Source organism: Nocardioides sp. NPDC004968 (assembly GCF_040608935.1).
Classification (GTDB): domain Bacteria; phylum Actinomycetota; class Actinomycetes; order Propionibacteriales; family Nocardioidaceae; genus Nocardioides.
Genome location: NZ_JBEXJF010000001.1, coordinates 477,920 through 498,173, shown reverse-complemented (window position 1 = coordinate 498,173; position 20,254 = coordinate 477,920). Strand labels below are relative to the sequence as shown.

18 protein-coding genes are annotated in these 20,254 nt (G+C 69.9%); 5 read left to right on the top strand and 13 right to left on the bottom strand.

Annotation, left to right across the window (positions count from 1 at the left end):
- Positions 1-114: 114 nt before the first annotated feature.
- The 5 genes from ABZU72_RS02370 to ABZU72_RS02350 form a co-directional block, all read right to left on the bottom strand.
- Entirely contained in the window at positions 115-342 is a 228-nt protein-coding gene (locus ABZU72_RS02370; RefSeq protein WP_355017302.1) for a hypothetical protein, read from the bottom strand.
- Complete coding sequence (locus ABZU72_RS02365) at positions 339-1,037, bottom strand: hypothetical protein (protein ID WP_355017301.1); 699 nt, start codon at positions 1,035-1,037, stop codon at positions 339-341. The genes ABZU72_RS02370 and ABZU72_RS02365 overlap by 4 nt, the downstream gene beginning before the upstream one ends.
- Positions 1,038-1,170: 133 nt before the next feature.
- Entirely contained in the window at positions 1,171-3,732 is a 2,562-nt protein-coding gene (locus ABZU72_RS02360) for a LuxR C-terminal-related transcriptional regulator (protein ID WP_355017300.1), read from the bottom strand.
- Between the two features lie 85 nt (positions 3,733-3,817).
- Entirely contained in the window at positions 3,818-4,912 is a 1,095-nt protein-coding gene (locus ABZU72_RS02355) for a beta-eliminating lyase-related protein (protein WP_355017299.1), read from the bottom strand.
- Entirely contained in the window at positions 4,896-5,042 is a 147-nt protein-coding gene (locus ABZU72_RS02350; RefSeq protein ID WP_355017298.1) for a hypothetical protein, read from the bottom strand. Before ABZU72_RS02350 ends, ABZU72_RS02355 begins: the two co-directional genes overlap by 17 nt.
- 144 nt (positions 5,043-5,186) lie before the next feature.
- On the opposite strand from ABZU72_RS02350, the gene ABZU72_RS02345 reads away from it, so the two are divergent.
- The 5 genes from ABZU72_RS02345 to ABZU72_RS02325 all read left to right on the top strand — a co-directional run bounded on the left by ABZU72_RS02345 (position 5,187) and on the right by ABZU72_RS02325 (position 12,196).
- Entirely contained in the window at positions 5,187-6,287 is a 1,101-nt protein-coding gene (locus ABZU72_RS02345; RefSeq protein WP_355017297.1) for an NAD(P)/FAD-dependent oxidoreductase, read from the top strand.
- A 32-nt stretch (positions 6,288-6,319) separates the two neighbouring features.
- Complete coding sequence (locus ABZU72_RS02340; RefSeq protein WP_355017296.1) at positions 6,320-7,942, top strand: LuxR C-terminal-related transcriptional regulator; 1,623 nt, start codon at positions 6,320-6,322, stop codon at positions 7,940-7,942.
- Between the two features lie 114 nt (positions 7,943-8,056).
- A complete protein-coding gene (locus ABZU72_RS02335; RefSeq protein ID WP_355017295.1) occupies positions 8,057-8,731 on the top strand; it encodes a hypothetical protein in 675 nt (224 codons plus the stop codon).
- Positions 8,728-10,104, top strand: a complete 1,377-nt coding sequence (locus ABZU72_RS02330; RefSeq protein ID WP_355017294.1) for a glutamate decarboxylase — start codon at positions 8,728-8,730, stop codon at positions 10,102-10,104. Before ABZU72_RS02335 ends, ABZU72_RS02330 begins: the two co-directional genes overlap by 4 nt.
- Positions 10,105-10,201: 97 nt before the next feature.
- The gene (locus ABZU72_RS02325) at positions 10,202-12,196 is read left to right on the top strand and encodes an AAA family ATPase (protein ID WP_355017293.1); all 1,995 of its coding nucleotides are present in this window, start codon (positions 10,202-10,204) and stop codon (positions 12,194-12,196) included.
- Between the two features lie 15 nt (positions 12,197-12,211).
- Here ABZU72_RS02325 and ABZU72_RS02320 read toward each other — a convergent pair whose 3' ends face one another.
- The 8 genes from ABZU72_RS02320 to ABZU72_RS02285 form a co-directional block, all read right to left on the bottom strand.
- Positions 12,212-12,721, bottom strand: coding sequence for a flavin reductase family protein (locus ABZU72_RS02320; protein ID WP_355017292.1), 510 nt, complete (start codon positions 12,719-12,721; stop codon positions 12,212-12,214).
- Between the two features lie 10 nt (positions 12,722-12,731).
- Positions 12,732-13,457, bottom strand: a complete 726-nt coding sequence (locus ABZU72_RS02315) for an alpha/beta hydrolase (protein WP_355017291.1) — start codon at positions 13,455-13,457, stop codon at positions 12,732-12,734.
- A 45-nt stretch (positions 13,458-13,502) separates the two neighbouring features.
- Positions 13,503-14,627 (bottom strand): LLM class flavin-dependent oxidoreductase, encoded by a 1,125-nt coding sequence (locus ABZU72_RS02310; RefSeq protein ID WP_355017290.1) that lies wholly within the window; start codon positions 14,625-14,627, stop codon positions 13,503-13,505.
- Positions 14,628-14,694: 67 nt separating this feature from the next.
- Complete coding sequence (locus tag ABZU72_RS02305; RefSeq protein WP_355017289.1) at positions 14,695-15,696, bottom strand: ABC transporter ATP-binding protein; 1,002 nt, start codon at positions 15,694-15,696, stop codon at positions 14,695-14,697.
- Positions 15,693-16,742: an ABC transporter ATP-binding protein gene (locus ABZU72_RS02300; protein WP_355017288.1), complete on the bottom strand. Its 1,050-nt coding sequence runs from the start codon at positions 16,740-16,742 to the stop codon at positions 15,693-15,695. Before ABZU72_RS02300 ends, ABZU72_RS02305 begins: the two co-directional genes overlap by 4 nt.
- Positions 16,729-17,598: an ABC transporter permease gene (locus ABZU72_RS02295; protein ID WP_355017287.1), complete on the bottom strand. Its 870-nt coding sequence runs from the start codon at positions 17,596-17,598 to the stop codon at positions 16,729-16,731. The genes ABZU72_RS02300 and ABZU72_RS02295 overlap by 14 nt, the downstream gene beginning before the upstream one ends.
- The gene (locus ABZU72_RS02290) at positions 17,595-18,647 is read right to left on the bottom strand and encodes an ABC transporter permease (protein WP_355017286.1); all 1,053 of its coding nucleotides are present in this window, start codon (positions 18,645-18,647) and stop codon (positions 17,595-17,597) included. The genes ABZU72_RS02295 and ABZU72_RS02290 overlap by 4 nt, the downstream gene beginning before the upstream one ends.
- Positions 18,644-20,212 carry an ABC transporter substrate-binding protein gene (locus ABZU72_RS02285; protein WP_355017285.1) on the bottom strand — a complete coding sequence of 523 codons (1,569 nt, stop codon included), beginning with the start codon at positions 20,210-20,212 and terminating at the stop codon, positions 18,644-18,646. Before ABZU72_RS02285 ends, ABZU72_RS02290 begins: the two co-directional genes overlap by 4 nt.
- Positions 20,213-20,254 lie beyond the last annotated feature (42 nt).

The following is a 20,254-nucleotide window of genomic DNA, read 5'->3' as shown; positions in this document are numbered from 1 at the left end:
CGTCTCCACGGTGTGCCGAGCCTAGGAACAGCACAGGCGTGGGTCCTCACCCCAGACGGGTGAGGACCCACGTACCCGTGCTCTGTGCGTCAGCGCCTTCTACCGACCTGGAGCTCAGGGGGTTGTGTCGACGACCTCCACCGAGATCAAGGTGGCGCCGAGATCACGCACCTTGGCGAGCAGTCCGTACAGAGCGGATTGGTCGGCCACCGAACCGCACAGGGAGGTCGTGCCGTCGGCTTCGTGGACGAGGCTCATCGCGTCGAACCAGACCGACCAGTGCTCATCGAGGTGACCCGCGACCCGGAGCTGGTAGCAGACGGGCTCGCCGGGCCGGCTCATCGCCGGTCGGCAACGGTGGAGACCTCTTCATCGGCACCTGCCGGCAGAGTCGTGGGAATCGCGGTCCGGACGCGCGTGGTGAGCCAGAGGGAATACCCGAGAGCGATCATGGCGATGGCGTTGGGGAAGGCCAGGAACCGGTAGAACGCGTCGGGCAGAAAGGCGAGCGAGGCGGTCAGGAGGCTGGCGACGGCGAGGAGGACGGCTGCCCACCGGGCCAGAACGCGTGTCCGGTAGAGGGCGATCCCGAAGATGAGTCCGCCGCCCAGGAAGGTGGCGCCGGAGATGTTGAGCGCGGTCTGCATCAGCCCGATGTCGCCGGTGGCGGCTCCGTTGGTGGCTGCGGCGAGAACGTCGTTGACATAGGCCGGGTCGGTTGCGGCGATGGTGGGCAGCACGACGGCACTGACGAAGGCGCCCGCCATGATGGTGAGGTAGCCGAGCGCGAAGACGCCGTACCCGATCAGGCCGAGCAGCCCGATCTCTCTGACCTGCCGCAGGTACATGCCAGTGATGCCGGCCAGGGCCAAGATCGCCATCAGCACCTTGAACACGTTGCGGACGGCCCATTCGGTGGTCGTGACCGCTACGACATCGGAGTGAGGGTGGCCGAGCTGCACGCCGATGAACGTGACTCCGGCGGCGACAGCCGCGCCTGCGGAGATCCGGATGAGGACGGTTGGGGTGATGATCATGTCCGATTCCTGTTCTGATCGGTTCGCGACAGGTGCCGCGAGATGATCCGAACCTAGGAACCGATGATGGGACCTGGCGTCCCCACACGATGTGACAGACGGTGTGACACGTCTTCGATCCAGCGTCCTGCGGTCAGAGCAGTCCGCGTTCGCGCCCGCGTTTCACGGCGTCTGCTCGGGTGGTGACGTCGAGCTTGATGTAGATGCGCTTGGTGTGGGTTCGCAACGTGTTGAGCGTGACGTACAGCTCCCGGGCGATCTCGGGGCCGGTCAGTTCACCACCGAGCATCCGAAGGACCTGGAGCTCGCGCCGGCTCAACGACGCCGTAGAGACTCCTGCGTGGCCCGGGGACGTGCCGGGGGTGGCCGGGAAGACAAGAGCCTGCAGCACCCCGATCTCCAGCACGCTGTGCCTCCGCCCGGACTCGGTTGCCGCTGCTTGCAACCGACCCAGCCAGTCCCGCAGAACATCCAAACCGCCGTGTTCCACGCGTTCCCCATTCTCAGCGTGCACGAGACGCGCCAACGTCAGGTGCTCATATTCGCGCAGGTAGCTCGGTTCGTCACCCATCGCGACCTCGTGCGCATCCGCCCACGCAGCAGCCGCGTCCAGGTCCCCCGCGGCGATCTGGATCCGGGCCCTGATCGCGGCGATCGGGCGGATGTTCGGGTAGAACCCGGGCCGGTACAGCTCTTCGGCGCGGTCGAGCAGGCTCATCGCCGTGTCATGGTCCCCGCGCGCGGCCCGGAGGTGGGCGGCGGCGATGAACCACCGGTGTCTGTTCTCGGTGATCGAAGCCGACTCGGCCAGCATCCGCGCCGTCTCGAGGTGTTCCTCGGCGCTGGTGAGGTCACCGATCTCCAGGTCGAGCTCGCTGAGCGCAACGTGCAGGTCAGCGGCGGCGCGCTGGTGCGGGTGCTCGCTCCCGCTGGCCGTGGCCAACGACTGCTCGCACAGCCGTCGGGCCTTGGAGGGCCTGCCCGCGGTGACCCACAGGTCGGCCAGCACGATCGTGCCATCGAGCTCATCGACGTGATTCCCTGCCGCGTGGAGTGCGCGGACGGCCTCGCCGTACCTAGCCAGTGCGGAGGCGATGTCGCCTGCGGCCCAGGCCGACAGGCCGAGAAAGCCCGCGCCGGCACCCCGGACGAAATGATCCTCCGGACCAGCCAGCGCCAGCGCATGACGGGCATTGTCCGCCGTGCCCTCGATGTCGCCGCGGGCCTGAGCAAGGGAGGCGCGGTAGACCGCAACCATGGCAGGGGCCGTACGCAGGTCCTCGGTCTCCGCCCAGGTGCTCGCGAGCCGTTCATCGGCCTTGCCGGCCGCCAACGCTTCCTCGGCGGCATCCAGCAGGTCCTCGAACGCGTCGAGATCGCCGGCGGTCATGGCTGCCCAGCCCGCGACGACGCAGAGGACAGGGCTGCGTCGAACAACCGGTTCGGGCAGCGCTCTGATCCACGTCAGCAGTAGCCGATCCTGCCGGGTGCGCCGCAGCTGCGGTACTGCTTCCTCGATCAGGTAGGCGGCGCGGTCGAAGTCCTCGCCGGCAACCGCGTACCGGACAGCCTCCTCGGGGAGACCGTGTTCCGAGCACCAGTCACTGGCTCGCCTGTGCAGCATCGGCATATGCCCTGAGCCAGCGTCGCCCAGTCGCGCTCGCAGCAGATCAGCGAACAGGTGGTGGTAGCGGTACCACCGGCGTTGGTCGTCGAGGGGCACCAGGAACAGGTTGCTGCGCGCGAGCGACTCGAGCATGTGGTTGCCGCCGCGACTGCCCCTGACCGCGTCGCACAGGTCGCCGGTGAATCGGTCCAGGAAACAGGTACTGAGCAGGAAGTCCCGGACCGGTTCGGGCTGCCGGTCGAGGACCTCCTCGGCCAGGTAGTCGACGACATAGCGGTCGCTGCCGGAGAACCCGTCGATGAAGCCGGCGATGTCGTCGCGCCCGCGCAGCGACAGGGCCGCCAGCTGGAGGGCAGCGATCCAGCCTTCCGTGCGCGCACCCAGCGTCGCGATGTCCTCGCGGGACAGCTCGACACCGGAGCCGGCCAGATACGGGCTGGTCAGGTACGCGATCGTCTCCTCGGTGGAGAACCGTAGGTCTGCTGCGCGAATCTCGACGAGGTCGCCGCGCGCTCGCAGGCGCCCCAACGGAAAGCCTGGGTCGGCGCGGGTAGCGATCACCAGATGGGCATCAGGTGGGAGGTGCTCGAGGAAGAAGGCCACGCTGTCGTGAACCTCCCGATCGGTGACCGCGTGATAGTCCTCGAGCACCAACACGACCTGACCCGGTTGCCTGGCGAGCTCGTTGACCAACGCGGTGAGGACGGCCTCGATCTGCGCCCGTCCGGACTGCAGGAGAGCGAGCGGCTCAGCGCACACCACCGACGAACCGGCGCTCAGAGCGGTGATCAGGTAGGTCCAGAACGAGGCCGGATCACTGTCGGAGGCATCCAGCGATACCCACGCCACACACCGTCTCTCCGGATCGAAGTCCGCATCGCCCGCCGCGGTCCAGTCTTGGAGCCACTGGGACAGCAGTGTGGTCTTTCCGAACCCGGCCGGCGCCGACAGCAACGTCAGCCTGGACTCGGTCACCTTGTTCAGCCGCCGGGTGAGTCGTGGACGCGTGACCAGGTCGTGCCGCAACGGCGGCACGAGCATCTTGGTGCCGATCAGCGGGCTCACCATGCACCGATCATGTCGGTGGCACAGATCCGGCCATGCCGAACCACCCGGTGTTAGCCATCTTTGGGTGGCACCTGCAACTTCACCCTCAGTCCAGCAGTGCGGCGAGGTGGCCGGCGACGGTCGAGGGGTCCAGGCCGAGGGCGCCCTGGCCGACCGTCATCTCGGTCACGATGCGACCCGGCTCCTCGGCCGCCGTCCACGGTCTGCTGAATGCGAGCGACTGCTCCTCCATCTCGGCGAGGAGGCGGGTGTTGACCTGGTCCGGGTCGCCCGCTGCGTACAGCAGGAACGTGTTGGTGTGCGGCACCGGCGGCTGAACGGTGATGTACGCCGGAAGGGCCGCGGCCAACGCCCTCCCCCAGATCACGCACTGGCCGATGTGCGGGAGCCGGTCCCGCAGGCCGACCAGCGCGGCGACCGCCTCGGGGGTGGACCGGTAGAGGGTGCCACCCATCCGGCGCCGCCACAGCCGGGCCTGCGCGACGAAGTCCTCATCGCCCAGCAGCGCAGCGCCGGCGAGGCCGCCGAGTCCCTTGTAGAAGCTGGTGTAGACGGTGTCCGCGAGCCCGGCGATGTCCGCCAGCGGCTTGCCGAACCATTGCTGCGACTCCCAGATCCGGGCGCCGTCGAGATGGAAGGCGATCCCGCGCTCACGGCACCCTTCGGCCAGCTCCGCGAGCTCGTCGAAGGTCGGCAGCAGGCAGCCCGCGTCGCGCAACGGGATCTCGACCAGACACGCAGCCAGCGGCCCCGGGATCGCGTCCAGGTGAGCCTTCGTCGGAGTCGTACGCCCGGTGGTGAGGTGTTCGATCAGCAGGTCCTGAAGGATCCTCGGGCCGTCGTCCTCGTGGACGAGCAGGTGCGAGAGGTCGGGCATCGCGACCCGCCGGTTGCCCGCGTTGTCGGCGTGGATCCGCAGCGCCACCTGCTGCGCCATCACCCCCGAGGGGAAGTACGCCGCCGGCTTCCCGAGCAGCTCGCCGACCTCCGCCTCGAGCCGCGCCACCGGCCCCCGCTCGGCATAGACGTCCCACTCGTCGATCCCCAGCTCCCGGCACGCCTCGGCCAGCCCGTCGAACACCTCCGCCGGGCTCGCGTACGCCGGGAACACGCTCTCGCCGCAGGCGATCATCGCCGCCCGCAGCTGCTGCTCCAGAGACTGCTCAGTCGCCGTCCCCACCGCCGTCGACCGCCTCTCCGCCACCTTCGGGGCCGTTCGGAATCCGGTCCTCGAGCTGGTAGGCGATCGTCTCCTCCAGCGGCACCGACGGCGGGAGCTTGCTGAAGTCTTCCGGGGGCTGGTTCGTCATCTCTCGAGTATCGCCCCAACTCGGCGCTCCGTGCTCGGAATCGAGGCAGCCGCGCCCATGGGTAGATCGACCCACTACCCACCGCAGGCGAATGCGCCGTACGACCGACGCGGAGCGGCGAGATGCGGACCTAGCGTCATCAGCATGGACACCACACACATCGAGACGATCATCATCGGCGCCGGCCAGGCGGGCCTGGCGACCGGCTACCACCTGCGACGCCGCGGTCGCGCGTTCGTGATCATCGACGCGAACGCGCGGGTCGGCGACAACTGGCGGCGCCAGTGGGACTCGCTCCGGCTCTACTCCCCTGCCAAGTACGACTCCCTGCCGGGCATGGCGTTCCCGGCGAAGAGGTGGTCGTTCCCCGGGAAGGACGACGTCGCCGACTACCTGGAGACGTACGCCCGCACCTTCGAGCTGCCGGTGCGGCTCGAGACCCGAGTCAGCGGGCTCGAGCGGGACGGTGACGGCTTCCGGGTGACGACGGACCGGGGCACCTGGACCTGCGACAACGTCGTGGTCGCGACCGGCTCCTTCGGCCGTACGCCGAACGTCCCCGCGATCTCGGCGCAGCTGGACCCGTCGATCCTGCAGCTCCACTCCAGCGAGTACCGCCGTCCCGGGCAGCTGCGCGAGGGCCCGGTGCTCGTGGTCGGCGCCAGCCACTCCGGCTGCGACATCGCCTTCGAGGTCGCCGAGTCCCGGCCGACGATCCTGGCCGGTCGAGACTGTGGGGAGATCCCGCCGCGCCTGGACTCGCCGGTGATGCACGTGATCTTCCCCGTGCTGCTCTTCGCGTGGCGGCACATCATCACCCGGCGTACGCCGATCGGCCGCAAGGAGATGCCCGAGGTCCGGCGTCACGGCGGGCCGATGCTGCGGGTCAAGCGCTCGGACCTGGCCGACCGAGGCGTCGAGCGGGTCACCTCAAGGGTCGAGGAGGTCCGCGACGGGCTGCCCGTGGTCGACGGCGCTCCGCGCGAGGTCGCCAACGTCGTATGGGCCACCGGCTTCCGGCAGGCCTTCGACTGGATCCACCTGCCGGTCCTCGACGAGGACGGCTGGCCGCGAGAGATGCGCGGCGTGGTGGCGGAGGCCGACGGGCTGTTCTTCTGCGGCCTCAGCTTCCAGTACGCCTTCAGCTCGATGCTCCTGGCGGGCGCCGGACGCGACGCCGCCCTCGTCGCCGACCGGGTCACGGCCCGGATGCGGCAGGCCGCACCCCACTCGCTGGCCGCGTGATCCGAGTACGCTCTCCAGTGGAGGTGCCTGCCGTGGCCGACGTCCTGCTGGAGAGCGCCCGCGCCGACTTCGTCCGCGGTGACTGGGGCGCGGCGTACGCCGCCTGGTCGGGAGCCGACCCGGGGGTGCTCTCGGCCGAGGAGCTCGAGGACTTCGCCGTCGCCGCCGAGCTGACCGGACACCACGACGACACGGTCACCGCCCTGCACCGGGCCTTCCGCAAGAGCCAGGACGCAGCGGACCTCGGCCGCTCGGTCCGCTGCGCTTTCCGGATCACGATGACCGCCCACGTCCACGGGGAGAGTGCCCTGGCCCGCGGCTGGACCTCACGGGCGGAGAGCCTCGTCGCGGACGTGGACGACGGTGTCGAGCTCGGCTGGGTCGACTTCCTGCGGATGTTCCGCGCGCTGAGCGCCGGCGACTTCGCCACGGCGGGCGGGTTCGCCGACAAGGTCGCCGAGCGCGGCCGGCGCTACGACGAACCCGACCTCACCGCGCTGGGGCTCTGCTCCCAGGGCCGGATGGCGCTCTACTCCGGCCGGGTCGCCGAGGGCCTCGCCCTACTCGACGAGTCCATGATCCGGGTGATCGCGGGCGAGGCCTCCCCGGTGGTGGCCGGGCACGTCTACTGCACCGCGATCGAGGGCTGCCAGGAGATCAGCGACTTCGGCCGGGTGGCGGAGTGGACCGCGGCCCTCGAACGCTGGTGCGCCGCCCAACCCGGGCTGCTGACGTTCACCGGCCAGTGCGCGGTCCACCGTGGCCAGCTGCTGCGGCTCCACGGCGAGTGGCAGCAGGCCCTGGAGGAGTTCGAGCACGCGACCCGCCGCTACCAGGAGGTCAACGCACCGGATGCGGCCGGGCTGGCGGCGTACGAGGCCGGCGAGGTGCTCCGGCTGCGCGGCGATTACACCGAGGCGGACGCCGCCTACGAGCGCGCGGCCGACCGAGGGTTCGACCCGCAGCCCGGCCTCGCGCTGCTCTGGTCGGCTCGCGGCCAGGGCGCGGCGGCGCTCGCCGCCATCGAGCGGCTGCTGGTCGAGACCGATGGTCCCGTGCAGCGATGCCGGCTCCTGCCGGCCGCCGTCGAGGTGCTGCTCGGTGCCGGCGAGGCCGACCGGGCCCGACAGGTCGCGGACGAGCTGGACGGGCTCGCCGGACACTTCGGCTGCGTCTGGCTCGAGGCCGCCGCCGCGCACGCGCACGGCGCGGTCGAGCTCGCCGCGGGAGATCCCGCCGGCGCCCTCCCTTACCTGCGCAAGGCCCAGCAGCTGTGGGCGCGGGCCGAGGCCACCTACGAGCGGAGCCAGGCGCGGCTGCTGACCGGGCGCGCACTGGCCGGCGTCGGCGACACCGAGTCGTCCCGGCGTGAGCTCGAGGGGGCGCGTACGGTGTTCCGCCAGATCGGCGCCCGGCCGGCCGCCGACGAGGCCGACGGCCTGCTCGCCCCCGCGTCCCTGCCCGCCGGCCTCACCGCCCGGGAGGCCGAGGTCCTCCGCCTGGTCGCCTCCGGCCGCAGCAACGCCCAGATCGCCGCCGACCTGGTCCTCAGCGAGAAGACCGTCGCCCGTCATCTTTCCAACATCTTCACCAAGCTCGACGTCCGTTCGCGCACCGCCGCCACGGCCTTCGCCTTCGAGCACGGCGTGGTCTGAGCACAGCGTTTTCCGGCAGCTGGTGCAGATGGATTTCACCCGGACCGGATGAGGACGCCACGACCTGACCCGTCGAGGATGGCGGTGCGAGGGAGAGGGAGGGCGGGCACCGCCATGCACCAGGCACTGACGCGTCGGTCGACCCGGCTCAACCTCGTCGCCGCCGTCGCCTTCGTTCTCGGTGGCTCGTTGTTCGCCCTGGGGGCGGCATTCGCCCAGCTCGGGGTGGTCAGCTTGCCCGTCGTCAACGTCACGTACCTGGTCGGGGGCGGCTTCTTCACGCTCGGTGGCTACGTCTCGATCCTGCTCGCCGACAACACCGACACCGATGAGCGCATGCGCTGGTGGAGCTTCAGGCTGCGCCTGCGAAGCTGGCTGAGTGCGTTCGTGCTGTTCGTGGGGACGCTGTTCTTCGCCGTCAGCCTGGTCGCCGCCTTCGCCGCAGGTCTGACGCCGCGTCAGTCCGACGGGTGGATCTGGTTGCCCGACATGACCGGCTGTGTCTGCTTCTTGGTCTCCGGTCACCTGGCGATGCTCGACGTGGGCGCGGGGCACGTTCGGGTGCTGGCCCACCTGGTCGGCTGGTGGGTCGTCGCGGTCAACCAGCTCGGGTCGGTCCTCTTCTTCCTCGCCGGCATCGCCGCCTTCACTCGCCCGGCGACCTCGAGCGCGATCGATACCGGCCTCGTCAACTGGGGGACGTTCGCCGGAGCAGCGTGCTTCGCGGTCGGCGGGGTCATCCAGGCATTCGACACCCCCACTCCTACAAGAACGGTGGTTCAGCAATGACACGACTCAGCGACACAGAGGCCGAGGGGCTCTACGGCAACCGGTTCCTGACCGAGGCGGCCCCGTCGATCGCCTTCCCCGAGACCGGAATGCGCCCCGTAGAAGCGATGCGCCTGATCGGCGAGGACCTGGTCATGGAAGGTGACCCGCAACGCAACCTCGCGACGTTCGTGACCACGTGGATGGAGCCGGAGGCGCAGCGGATCATCGCGGAGAACCTGCACCGCAACTTCATCGACCACGCGGAGTACCCCATCTCCGCCGAGATCGAGCAGCGCTGCGTACGGATGCTCGCCGACCTCTACCACGCCCCCGGCGAGACGACCGGCTGTCGCACCCAGGGCTCGTCCGAGGCGATCATGCTCGGCGCCCTGTCCCTGAAGTGGAAGTGGAAGCAGCGCAGGCAGGCCGCGAACGCCTCGGTGGACCGGCCCAACCTCGTGTTCGGCGGCGACGTCCACGTCGTATGGGAGAAGTTCTGCCGGTACTTCGACGTCGAGCCGCGGATCGTCCCGCTCGAGGAGAAGAGGTACACCATCGGCCCCGACGACGTGGCGCCCCACCTCGACGAGAACACCATCGGCGTGGTCGCCGTCCTGGGCACGACGTTCACCGGGCACATGGACGACGTCGTCGGGATCAACCAGCTGCTGCTCGACGTCAAGAAAGACAAGGGTCTGGACATCCCGCTGCACGTCGACGCGGCCAGCGGTGGCTTCGTGTGGCCGTTCCTCTACCCCGACTCCCCCTGGGACTTCCGCCTCGAGCAGGTCCGCTCGATCAACGTCTCCGGACACAAGTACGGGCTCGTATACCCCGGGATCGGCTGGCTGGTGTTCCGCGAGAAGTCCGACCTCGCCGAGGAGCTGGTGTTCTACGAGAACTACCTCGGCAAGACCGACGCGACCTTCACCCTGAACTTCTCGACGGGTGCGGCGATGGTGCTGGCGCAGTACTACAACTTCGTCCGGCTGGGTCGCGACGGCTACACGTACGTGATGAAGCAGATGCAGCAGAACGCCAAGGCGCTGGCGAAGAACCTCCGCGACAGCGGCCGGTTCGAGGTGATCGGCGACGACCTCGAGCAGCTCCCGCTCGTGGCGTTCCGGCTCACCGGCGACCGCACGACGTACGACGAGTCCGACATCGCCTGGCAGCTCTCGGCCGAGCGCGGTTGGATGGTGCCGGCGTACACGCTGCCGCCCAACGCGGAGAACGTGAAGATCATGCGCGCGCTGGTCAAGGAGACGATGAGTCGCGAGCAGGTCGAGCGGCTCACCCGCGACATCGCCGACGCCTGCGCGACCCTGGACGAGAAGGGTGGCGCCCATCCGTCCGAGCGGGCGCAGGTCAAGCGAGGGACCGGGTACTGAAACTCGGTCGGAGGCCACGGATCCGGCAAAAGATCAACGTTGTCTTTACCCGGACCGCCGCTCATAGTTGACCCCCGGAAACGGAAGGCGGGGGTACGTGGGCGAGCAGGGCAGGGTCGGTCAGGTCGAGGAGGAGCAGCGGTCGGTCGACGCGATGTACGCGCTTCTTCACAGCGAGGTGATGGCGAGACGGGCAGCACAGGATCGGGCGGTCGCGGCGCCTGTCGATGGGGCCAGCGAGCGGTATGCCAGGGACCTCGAGGTCGAGCGGCTCACCGAGAGCATCCGACAGCTGCAGGCGGCCGAGCACTCGCTGTGCTTCGGGCGGATCGACCGCTCGGATCATCGCGAGTCTTTGCACATCGGTCGGATCGGGCTGCGCACAGAGGGCGGCAACCCGCTGCTGATCGACTGGCGGGCCGAGGCTGCGCGCCCGTTCTACGCGGCGACGATGGCCGCACCGATGGGCGTACGCAGGCGCCGCCACTTACGCCTCGACGGCCGCAATGTCGTCGATGTCAACGACGAGATTCTCGACGGTACGTCGCCGACAGCCGTGGATCTCGTCGGGGACGGCCCGCTCGTCGCGGCCTTGAGCACGGCGCGGACCGGGCGGATGCACGAGGCCGCGGCGACCCTTCAGGCTGAGCAGGACGAGATCGTACGGTCTCCCCATCGCGGCGTCATGGTGGTCGACGGCGGTCCCGGCACCGGCAAAACCATCGTCGCCCTGCACCGCGCGGCCTACGTGTTGTACGCCTTCCCGTCGATCGCCGACCAAGGTGTGCTCGTCTTCGGGCCGAACCGACGGTTCCTCACCTACATCTCCGAGGTGCTGCCCTCGCTCGGCGAGAACGACGTACGGCTGGCGACCATGCCCGATCTGGTGGGCGTGGAGGCGACGCGGACCGAGCCGGACCACATCGCGAGGGCCAAGGGCCGCGCGGCGCTCGCCGACGGCCTCGCTCGGTTGGTGCGGCAGCACCAGCCCCACGGCGTACCGCTGGAGCTGAAGACGACCCATGACACGGTGAGACTCGAGTCGGCCGTGGTCGACGCCGCCCGGCGCCAGGCGCTGCAGGAGGACATCGGGCACAACCGCGCTCGCGAGCTCTTCACCGAGTACGTCGTCGACGACCTGGTCAACGAGCTGGAACGGCGCACGGCGAAGGAGATCTCCGACTTTGAGGCCGAATTGGAAGCGCATCTGGGCATCGATCTCGACCGCTTCACGGGCAACGACGCCTCCACGGATGATCTGGACATCGACTGGGACAGCATCCGCGACGATCTCCTCGGCGACCCGTCCATCGATCGAGCGATCACCCGGGTCTGGCCCCGACTCGTCGCCGACGATCTCGTCCGCGACCTCCTGAACAATCTCGGCGTCGGCCGCAGCGATGGGTGGAGCGACTCAGACCTCGCTCTCCTGGACGAGGCTCGCGCCCTCGTCGACGGCGCACCGGAGTCGATCTACGGCCACATCGTGGTGGACGAGGCCCAGCAGCTCTCCGAGATGCAGTGGCGCGCGCTGATGCGCCGCTGCCCGAACCGGTCGATGACGGTCGTCGGCGATCTTGCCCAGGCGGGCCCCTCGACCACCCTTCGGACCTGGGACGAGGCCCTGAAGCCGTTCGTCGGCGAGCGGTTCGCTCACCACAGACTGACGGTCAACTACCGTACGACGACCGAGATCCTGCTTGCCACCGAACCGCTGCTGGCCGAGATCGCCCCGGATCAGCAGCTCTCCAGATCCATCCGTCACGGAGAGCAGCCACGCATCCTCGAAGTGACCGAGGAGACCCTCCGCTCCACGCTGAGCACCCTGATCACCGAGATCGCCGACGAGCACCCGGGCGAGTTGATCGGAGTCATCGCCACCACCGAGCGCTCGCAGGCTCTGGAGGCCGAGGTGCACAGAGTCGGCGCCACCATCGTCGCCGCCCCCGAGGCTCGTGGGCTGGAGTTCGACACCGTGATCATCGTCGACCCTGCGGGCGTACGAGCCGCCGGTGACGCCGGTCCGCGCGACCTCTACGTCGCCCAGACGCGCGCGACCAAACGCCTCCTCAGCCTGCAGCTGCACTCTTGATCGCGAAGCAGCGGTTCACGCCGTGTCGGCGAGCCTCCCGAAACCGCTGCGGTGGAAGATCAGCGGGCTGCCGGCGTCGGGGTGAGCCACCGCGTGCAGTCGAAGCAGCACGATGATGTGGTCTCCCGCCTCGACCTCGCGGTAGATCGTGCAGTCGAAGAGGGCCAGCCCGTCATCCAGTGCGACGGCGCCATCCTCGGTCACGGTGTACGCGGCGCCGTCGAAGCGATGCTCGACCGGTCCCGCCAGCCGGCGGCAGGCGTCGCCCTGGTGCTCGGCCAGCACGGTGACGCCCAGATGCGAGGCCCGGCGTAGATCGGGCCACGTCTTCGATGTCGCGGCGACCGAGAACGAGACCAGTGGTGGATCGAGGCTCACGCTCGTGAAGGAGGAGGCAGCCAGGCCGGTCGGCCGACCGTCCACCTGCGCGGCCACGGCGACCACCCCGGTCGGGAAGATGCCGAACGCCTTGCGCAAGGCGGCGGGGTCGAGGTCCTGGTTGGTGGGCAGGGGCGAGACGGTCATCGGGAGTCTCCTACGCCTTGTAGACGATGGCAGGGAGGTCGCTGCCGAGCTTGAGCGACTCGAGGAAGGTGACGATCGTGGCCGCGACGGAGCGGTGGGAGAGGTCGTTGAGGATGTCGTGGCGCCCACCGGCGACGAGCCGGCGGTGGACGGCGGGGGCCTCCGCGTACGCCTTGATCACCTGCTCGGCCGGGGTGACCGGGTCGGCGTCGCCGTGCACGACCAGCACAGGCTTCTCGGGGACCGGGAGGCTCAGGTCGGACCACTCGCCAGGAAGGTTCGCGCTCAGCGCTCCCCTGCCGAAGCCGTCGTCCTCCCCGATCACCTTGCGGTGGACCGGGCAGGCGCTGCGGGCCTCGACCTCGTCCCCCCAGCCATCGATGGTGGCCGACTCAGGCAGCGCGATCCCGGCGATGACGGCGGCGTCCGCGGTGACGTCGTTGATCACTGTCGCGGCCAGGGTGGCTCCCGCATCGCTGCCGACCAGCACCTTGGGCGCCGGCAGCGACGCGTCGGCCAGGTGTCGTTCGATCTCGGCGCGTGCCGCGCCCAGGTCGCTCAGGTCGGTCTCGACGAGCCGCACCTTGTAGGCGTCGGCGGAGAGTCGTCTGCCGAAGCGCTGGTAGGTCGCCGCGGTCTCCCCGCGTCCGGTCAGGACGATCAGGGTGCAACGCGGGGTGCCCCCGGGCGGCTCGTCCCAGGCGGTGGGGATGGTGGTCTGGGTGACGATGGTCATGTGTTGCTCCTGTCGGAGGAAGTGGATCCTGCGCCCGAAGAAGGCTCAGATCGCGACGCGAGTCCGGGCGGCGCGGTGGGCGAGCTCCTGGCGGACCAGCGGGAGCAGGTCGCGGCCGTAGTCGATGGCGTCCTGGAGCGGGTCGTAGCCACGGATGAGTACGGTGTTCACGCCGATCTCGACGTAGTCGAGGATCGCGGCGGCCACGGTCTCCGGTGACCCGACCAGGGCGGTGGAGTTGCCGCCTCCACCGACGGCCTTGGTGGTCGGGGTCCACAGGCAGCGGTCGTGGAGGTCACCGGTCTCCGCGACGGCGAGCAACCGCTGCGAGCCGGCGTTCTCCGGGGCGGCCCCCTGCGGGTGCAGCTTGTTGACCTTCTGCTTGAACTGGGCGCCGATCTCGCCGTTGACCGTGTCGAGGATGCTGTGGGCGCGCTCCCAGGCGGTCTCATCGGTCTTGCCGAGGATCGGCCGGAAGGAGACCGAGACCCTGGGGCGCTGCGTACGGCCGGCCTCGGCGGCCTTCTCGGTGATGGTGGCGATCTGATCGCCGGTCTGCTTCAACGGCTCACCCCAGAGCATGTACGTGTCCGCGTGCTTGGCTCCGACGACGTACGCCGCCGGGGAGCTGCCGCCGAAGAAGAGCTCCAGGTGGCGGTCCGCGTAGGGGAAGACCTGGGGCGTGAATCCCTCGAAGCGGTAGTAGGTGCCCTCGTAGTCACGCGGGCCCTTGGTGTCCCATCCGGCCCGGAGGATCTGGAGGTACTCGTCGGTGCGGGCGTACCTCTCGTCGTGGGGGACGAAGTCGCCCTCGCGTCGCTGCTCGACGTCGCTGCTGCCGGTGACGATGTTGAGCGCGACCCGGCCGTTGGAGAACTGGTCGAGCGTGGTGAAGGTCCGCGAGGCCAGGGTCGGGTGCACGACTCCGGGCCGGTGGGCGATGAGCAGGCCGAGCCGCTCGGTGCGGGCGGCGGCGTACGCGGCCACCTGGGTGCCCTCGGACCAGCCGGAGCCGTAGCCGATCAGGACGCGGTCGAAGCCGCCGTCCTCGTGCGCCTGGGCGAAGCGGGCGGTGTAGTCGGGGTCGATGACGGTGCCGTCGGACGGACGGATCTCTGAGGCGTCGGCGGTGCCGATCATGCCGAGGATCTCGACGTTGTCGTAGGTCATGCTCGGTCCTTTCGTCTGCCGGCGGAGTGCCGGAAGGTCGCTGACGATGAGTTGTTGGTGGGACGGCTCAAGCCGGTTCCCTGGCGAGCCAGGTGGCGGCGATGTGGCAGGCGGCGCTCCGCTCGGCGGCACCGGGCAGCGGCAAGGTGGACGGCTGCTGCCGGCAGGCGTCGTGGGCGAACCGGCACCGGGTGGCGAACACGCAGGCCCCGGGTCCGTCGGGGAAGGGATCGGCGTCCGGCGCGGGCCGGATGTCGGCCGGACGGAGCCGGTCCTCGTGGCCGACCGAGGGCGCGGAGGCGGTGAGGAGCCCGGTGTAGGGGTGCGCCGGACGGGCCAGGACCTCCTCGACGGGGCCGGTCTCGACGAGCCGGCTGCGGTAGAAGACGGCGATCCGGTCGGCGATCCCGGCCAGGGAGGACAGGTCGTGGGCGATGATCACGACGGCGAGGCCGAGCTCGCGGCGTAGCCGGTCCAGCAGGCTGAGGACGAGGTTGCGGTTGGAGACGTCCAGGGCGCTGACCGGTTCGTCGCAGAAGAGCAGCTTGGGGCGGGTGACGATGGCACGGGCGAGCGCGATCCGTTGCCGCTGACCGCCGGAGAGCTGGCGTGGGAGCCGGTCGCCGATGGCGGCCGGGTCGAGACCGACGAGCCCGATGGCCTCCTCGACCCGGGTGCGCTGCCGGCTGCGGGGTACGCCACCCACGGCCAGCGGCTCCGAGACGATCTGGTTGACGGTCAGGTCGGGGTCGAGAGAACGCAGCGGGTCCTGGAAGACGAGCTGGACCTGCCCGCTGCGACGGAACCGGCGCTGCGCGGCCCCCGTCAGCCCGCCGATGTCGGCGCCGTCGAAGACGATCGACCCGGTGGCCGGCGCGACGAGGCCGACGGTGGCGCGGGCGAGGGTCGTCTTGCCCGATCCGGTCTCGCCGACGATGCCGAGGATCTCGCCGGGGCGGACCTCGAGGCTGACGTCTCGCAGTGCGGCACCGGTGCCGAGGTGCGTGCCCTGGCGTGGGGGCGCGTAGGTGACCGAGAGGTCGGTGATGCTCAGCAGCGGCGTACTCATGCGGAGGCCTCGATTCGATCCGGGATGGGAGAGGCGTCGGTGACCAGCTCGTCCAGACGTACGCAGCGAGCACTGCGCCCGGGCCCGATCTCGGTCAGGGGCACCGATCCGCCGAGGCACGCCTGGGCCGCGTACCGGCAGCGCGGGGCGAACCGGCAACCCGGCATCCGCTCCCCCGCTGCCGGCGGCTGGCCGGGGATGATCTCGAGGGTGCGACGGGACCAGTCGCCGATGGTGGCCACCGAGTGCAGGGCCCGGGTGTACGGGTGGCGAGGATCGGTGAGCACCTGCTCGGTCGGACCCGACTCGACGATCTCCCCGCCGTACATGACCAGGATCCGGTCACAGGTCTCGGCGACGACCGCGAGGTCGTGGGTGACCAGCAGCAGGGAGAGCTCGTGGTCGCGGCGCAGGCGGGCGATGAGCTCGAGGATCTCGGCCTGGATGACGGCGTCGAGGGCGGTGGTGGCCTCGTCGGCGATGAGCAGCTCGGGATCGCAGGCTACGGCGATGGCGATCAGGACGCGCTGGAGCATCCCGCCCGAGAGCTGGTGGGGATAGTGGTGGAAGACGCCTGCGGGGTCGTGGAGGCCGACCTCGCCGAAGAGCTCGACGGCACGTTCGCGGGCCTCGGTCCTGCCGAGTCCGCCGCGGACACGGAGTTGCTCGACGAGCTGGCGGCCGACGCTGATGCTGGGGTTGAGGTAGGAGCCGGGATCCTGGAAGACGGCGCCGATGCGGGCGCCGCGGACACGGTCCCAGGTGGGGCGTGCGGCGCCGGTGAGGTCGACGGCGGTGGCTCCCTCGCCGAGGGTGATGGTGCCGGCGTCGACCTCACCGGTCTCGGGCAGCAGCCCGAGGACGGCGCGGCAGGTGAGGGTCTTGCCGCTGCCGGACTCGCCGACCAGGCCGACGGCCTCGCCGCGGCGGATCTGGAAGGAGACGCCGTTCACGGCGACGAGGTGGTCTCCGACGCTGACCTGCAGGTCCTCGACGGTGAGGGTGCGGGGGCTGGTGGCGTACGTGTCGAACTCAGGCTGCGACATCGACGGTCTCCTTCCGCGAACGTGCCCGGGACGGGCGGCGGCGCTGGGTGCCGGCGTCACGGATGCCGTCGGCCAGGATGTTGAGGGAGCCGACGGTCGCCATCATCAGGAGCGCCGGGAAGATCGGCGCCCAGCTCTGCTGGGCGAGGTAGCCGAGGTCGGCTGAGAGCATCCCACCCCAGGTCGGGGCCGGCGGCTGGACGCCGATCCCGAGGAACGAGAGCGAGGCCACGACCAGCAGGCTGGCGCCGGTGGCGTGCGCGGCGGCGACGGCGACGTTGGGAAGCACCTTGCTCCAGATGTGCTTGCGCAGCGTCCACCACTGGCTCGCGCCCATCAGCTCGGCGGCCTCGACGTACTGCGTCCGGCGAAGGCCGAGGGCCACCGCCCGGGTGACCCGGAAGAAGATCGGGCTGATCAGGACGCCGACAGCGACCATCGCCTGCTGCAGCCCGTTGCCGATGGTGCCGGCCACGGCGATGGCGAAGACGGTGAACGGCAGGATCATCAGGGTGTCGGCGATCCGCAGCGAGACCCACTCCCCGACCCTGCCCATCCATGCCGAGGCCAGCCCGGACGGGACGCCGAGGACAGCCGCGATCGCGACCGCCTCCAGGGCACCGACCACCGACAGGCGGGTGCCGGCCATGAGCCGCGACAGGACGTCGCGTCCGACGTAGTCGGTGCCGAGCAGGTGCTTCCCGGACGGGGCCTGGAGCACCTCGTCACTGAATTGCCGCAGCGGGTCGTACGGCGCCAGGGCGCCGCCGAAGACGACCAGGAAGGCGATCACGGTCAGGACCGCGAAGGCGAAGCGGCTGGCGGGCTGGGCCCACAGGGCCTTGAGCGTTCTCATCGCTTCCCGCCCTTCGTGCCGCGGGCGGCCGGGTCGAGTGCAGCCTGGGCAACGTTGACCACCAGGCTGGCGATGACCACGACGACTGCGGTTACCAGCAGGGTGCCGAGGACCACGGGTACGTCCCCCTTCTCCGAGGACTGCAGGGCGAGCTGGGCGATGCCGGGCAGGCCAAAGAGCTTCTCGGTCATGACCGCACCGCCGATGACGAGCGGGATCGCCAGGCCGATGACGGCGAGCGTGGGGGCCGCGGCGTTGCGCAGGACGTGGCCGAACAGGACCCGCCGGCGACCGAAGCCGCGCATCTGGGCGCCGATCGCATAGTTCTCCCGCAGCGCCCCGACCAGCGATGTGCGCAGCTGCCGGGCGATCGAGGCCGCCACGTCGAGGCTGAGCGCGAGGGAGGGCAGGATCGCGAAGCGGAGCCACTCGGCCGGGTTCTCCCCGATCGGTACGTATCCGCCGGCGGGAAGCAACTGGGCCTTGACCGCGAAGACCACGATCAGCGCCATCCCGATCACGAACGGCGGCAGCGTGCCGAGCAGGGAGCAGACGATGGTGACCGCTCGGTCGAAGACTCCCCCGTTGCTCAGCGCCGCGCCGATCCCGGCCGCTCCGCCGATCAGGACCGCCAGCACGATGGCGAGCAGGGCGATGGAGAGGTCGACCGGCAGCGCCTGGGCGATGCTGTCGGCGACCGGGACGGTCGTGAACCAGGAGACGCCGAGGTCACCTTGCAGCGCGGAGCCGAGCCAGTCGGCGTACTGGACCACGAGCGGGCGGTCGAGACCGAACTGATGGTCGAGCCGGGCGATGTCCGCCTCGGTCGCGGTCTCGCCGAGCACCGCCGCGGCCGGGTTGGTCTTCGCCATCGCCCCGAGCGCGAAGGTGATGACCGAGGCCAGCAGCAGCACGGCCGCGGTGATCGCGACCAGGTTGAGGATGCGGCGGACCCAGCCGCTGAAGGCCGTTGCCGTCGGTCGTGCCGCCGCGTCCGTGGGCGAGTCGGCGTACGTGCCGGTGGAAGAGGTGGCTTGGGCCACGCTCACGAGGTCGTCACCCCCTCGAAGCGCTGCAGGCTCGGCGAGGCGGGCAGCGCGGAGGCGTTCTTGCGAACGATGATCCGCGGCGCGTTGTAGAGGAAGGTGTTGGGGAAGCTGGTGATCGCGATCCTGGTCGCCTCCTGCAGGACCGATGGATAGGCGGGGTCGTCGGTCGGGGTGGCCCGGACCTTCTTGAGCTGCGCCTCCAGGGCGGGGTCGGTGGCGCGGTTCGGGTTCATCAGACCCTCCTTGCCGAAGAGGACCTGGAAGGCCTGCACCGGCGACTCGCGGCCCGCGAAACCGTCGTAGGTGAGCGCCTGGGAGTGCTCGATGTAGACGAGCTGGGTGTGCTGGGTCTGCGGGATCGACTTGATCGTGAGCTCGATCCCGATCTCCTTGAGCTGGGCCTGGATCAGCTCGACGGCGGCCGCGGCCTGGCCGCTGCTGGTGAACTCGCCCTTGACCGGGCCGGTGTGGCCGGCGTCCGCGAGGACCTGCTTCGCCTTCTCCGGGTTGTACTCGTAGACGCCCTCGAGCTCGGGGTTGTAGCCGACGTACCCCTTCGGGAAGAGCTGGTAGTTGACCTCGCCGACGTCGAAGTTGGCGACCTTCTTGATCTTCTCCCGGTCGATGCCGAGCTTGAGCGCCTCGACGACCGCGGGGTCGTCGAAGGGCTTCATCCCGGCGTGCACGTCGAGGCACGAGACGAACATCGAGTCGAGGATCTGAACCTCGAGGCCTGCCTGCCTGGCCTGTTCGACCTGGGCGCCGGAGATGCGGGCGACGTTGTACTGGCCGGACTGGACCGAGGCGACCGCGGTGGCCGGGTCGGGTTGGGGGTAGAGATGGAACTCGTCGACCTTGATCTCGTCGGCGAGCTGGAAGTGGGTGTTCTTCACCAGCTCGGCGTGGTCGTTCTGGACGTACGTGGTCAGGCTGAACGGCCCCGAGCCGGCCGGCTTCGTGGCCAGGGAGGCGGCGTCCTTCTCGAAGGCGGCCGGGTTGACGACCATGCCCGTCTTGCCCGCGAACAGGGCCGGGATCTGGTAGTCGACCTCGGCCAGGTCGAGCACGACGTCGAGGTCGCCGGAGGCGGTCACCTTCGTGATCCCGACCATCTGGGGCGCGATCAGGGAGCCGTCGGTGGTCCGGCCGCGCTCGATGGACTTGACCACCGCCGCGGCGTCCAGCGGGGTGTCGTCGCTGAACCTCAACCCCTTCTTCAGGGTGAAGGTCACCTGCGTGCCCTGGGAGTTGTACGTCCACTTCTCGGCCAGCCACGGCACCGGGTTGCCCTTCTCGTCGAGGCCGGTGATGGCCTCGTAGACCAGCGCCAGCATCTGCACGTCGGAGCCGGCCGAGGAGCTCACCGGGTCCCAGGTGGTGGGCAGCTGCCAGGCCCAGGTGATCCGTCCACCGGACGTGCTGGCCCCGGTCTCGGAGCCGCAGGCCTCCAGGGCGAACACGGCCGCGGCCCCGAGGGTGAGGCCGAGCAGGCTGCGCCGGCTCAGGGTCGGCGTGGATGACGTGGTCGAGAGCTTGCGCATGGACGCGGGTGCCTTGTTGGCCATGGGAGTGATCGGTCTTCCTGTGTCGTCTCTGGCGGTGAGGTG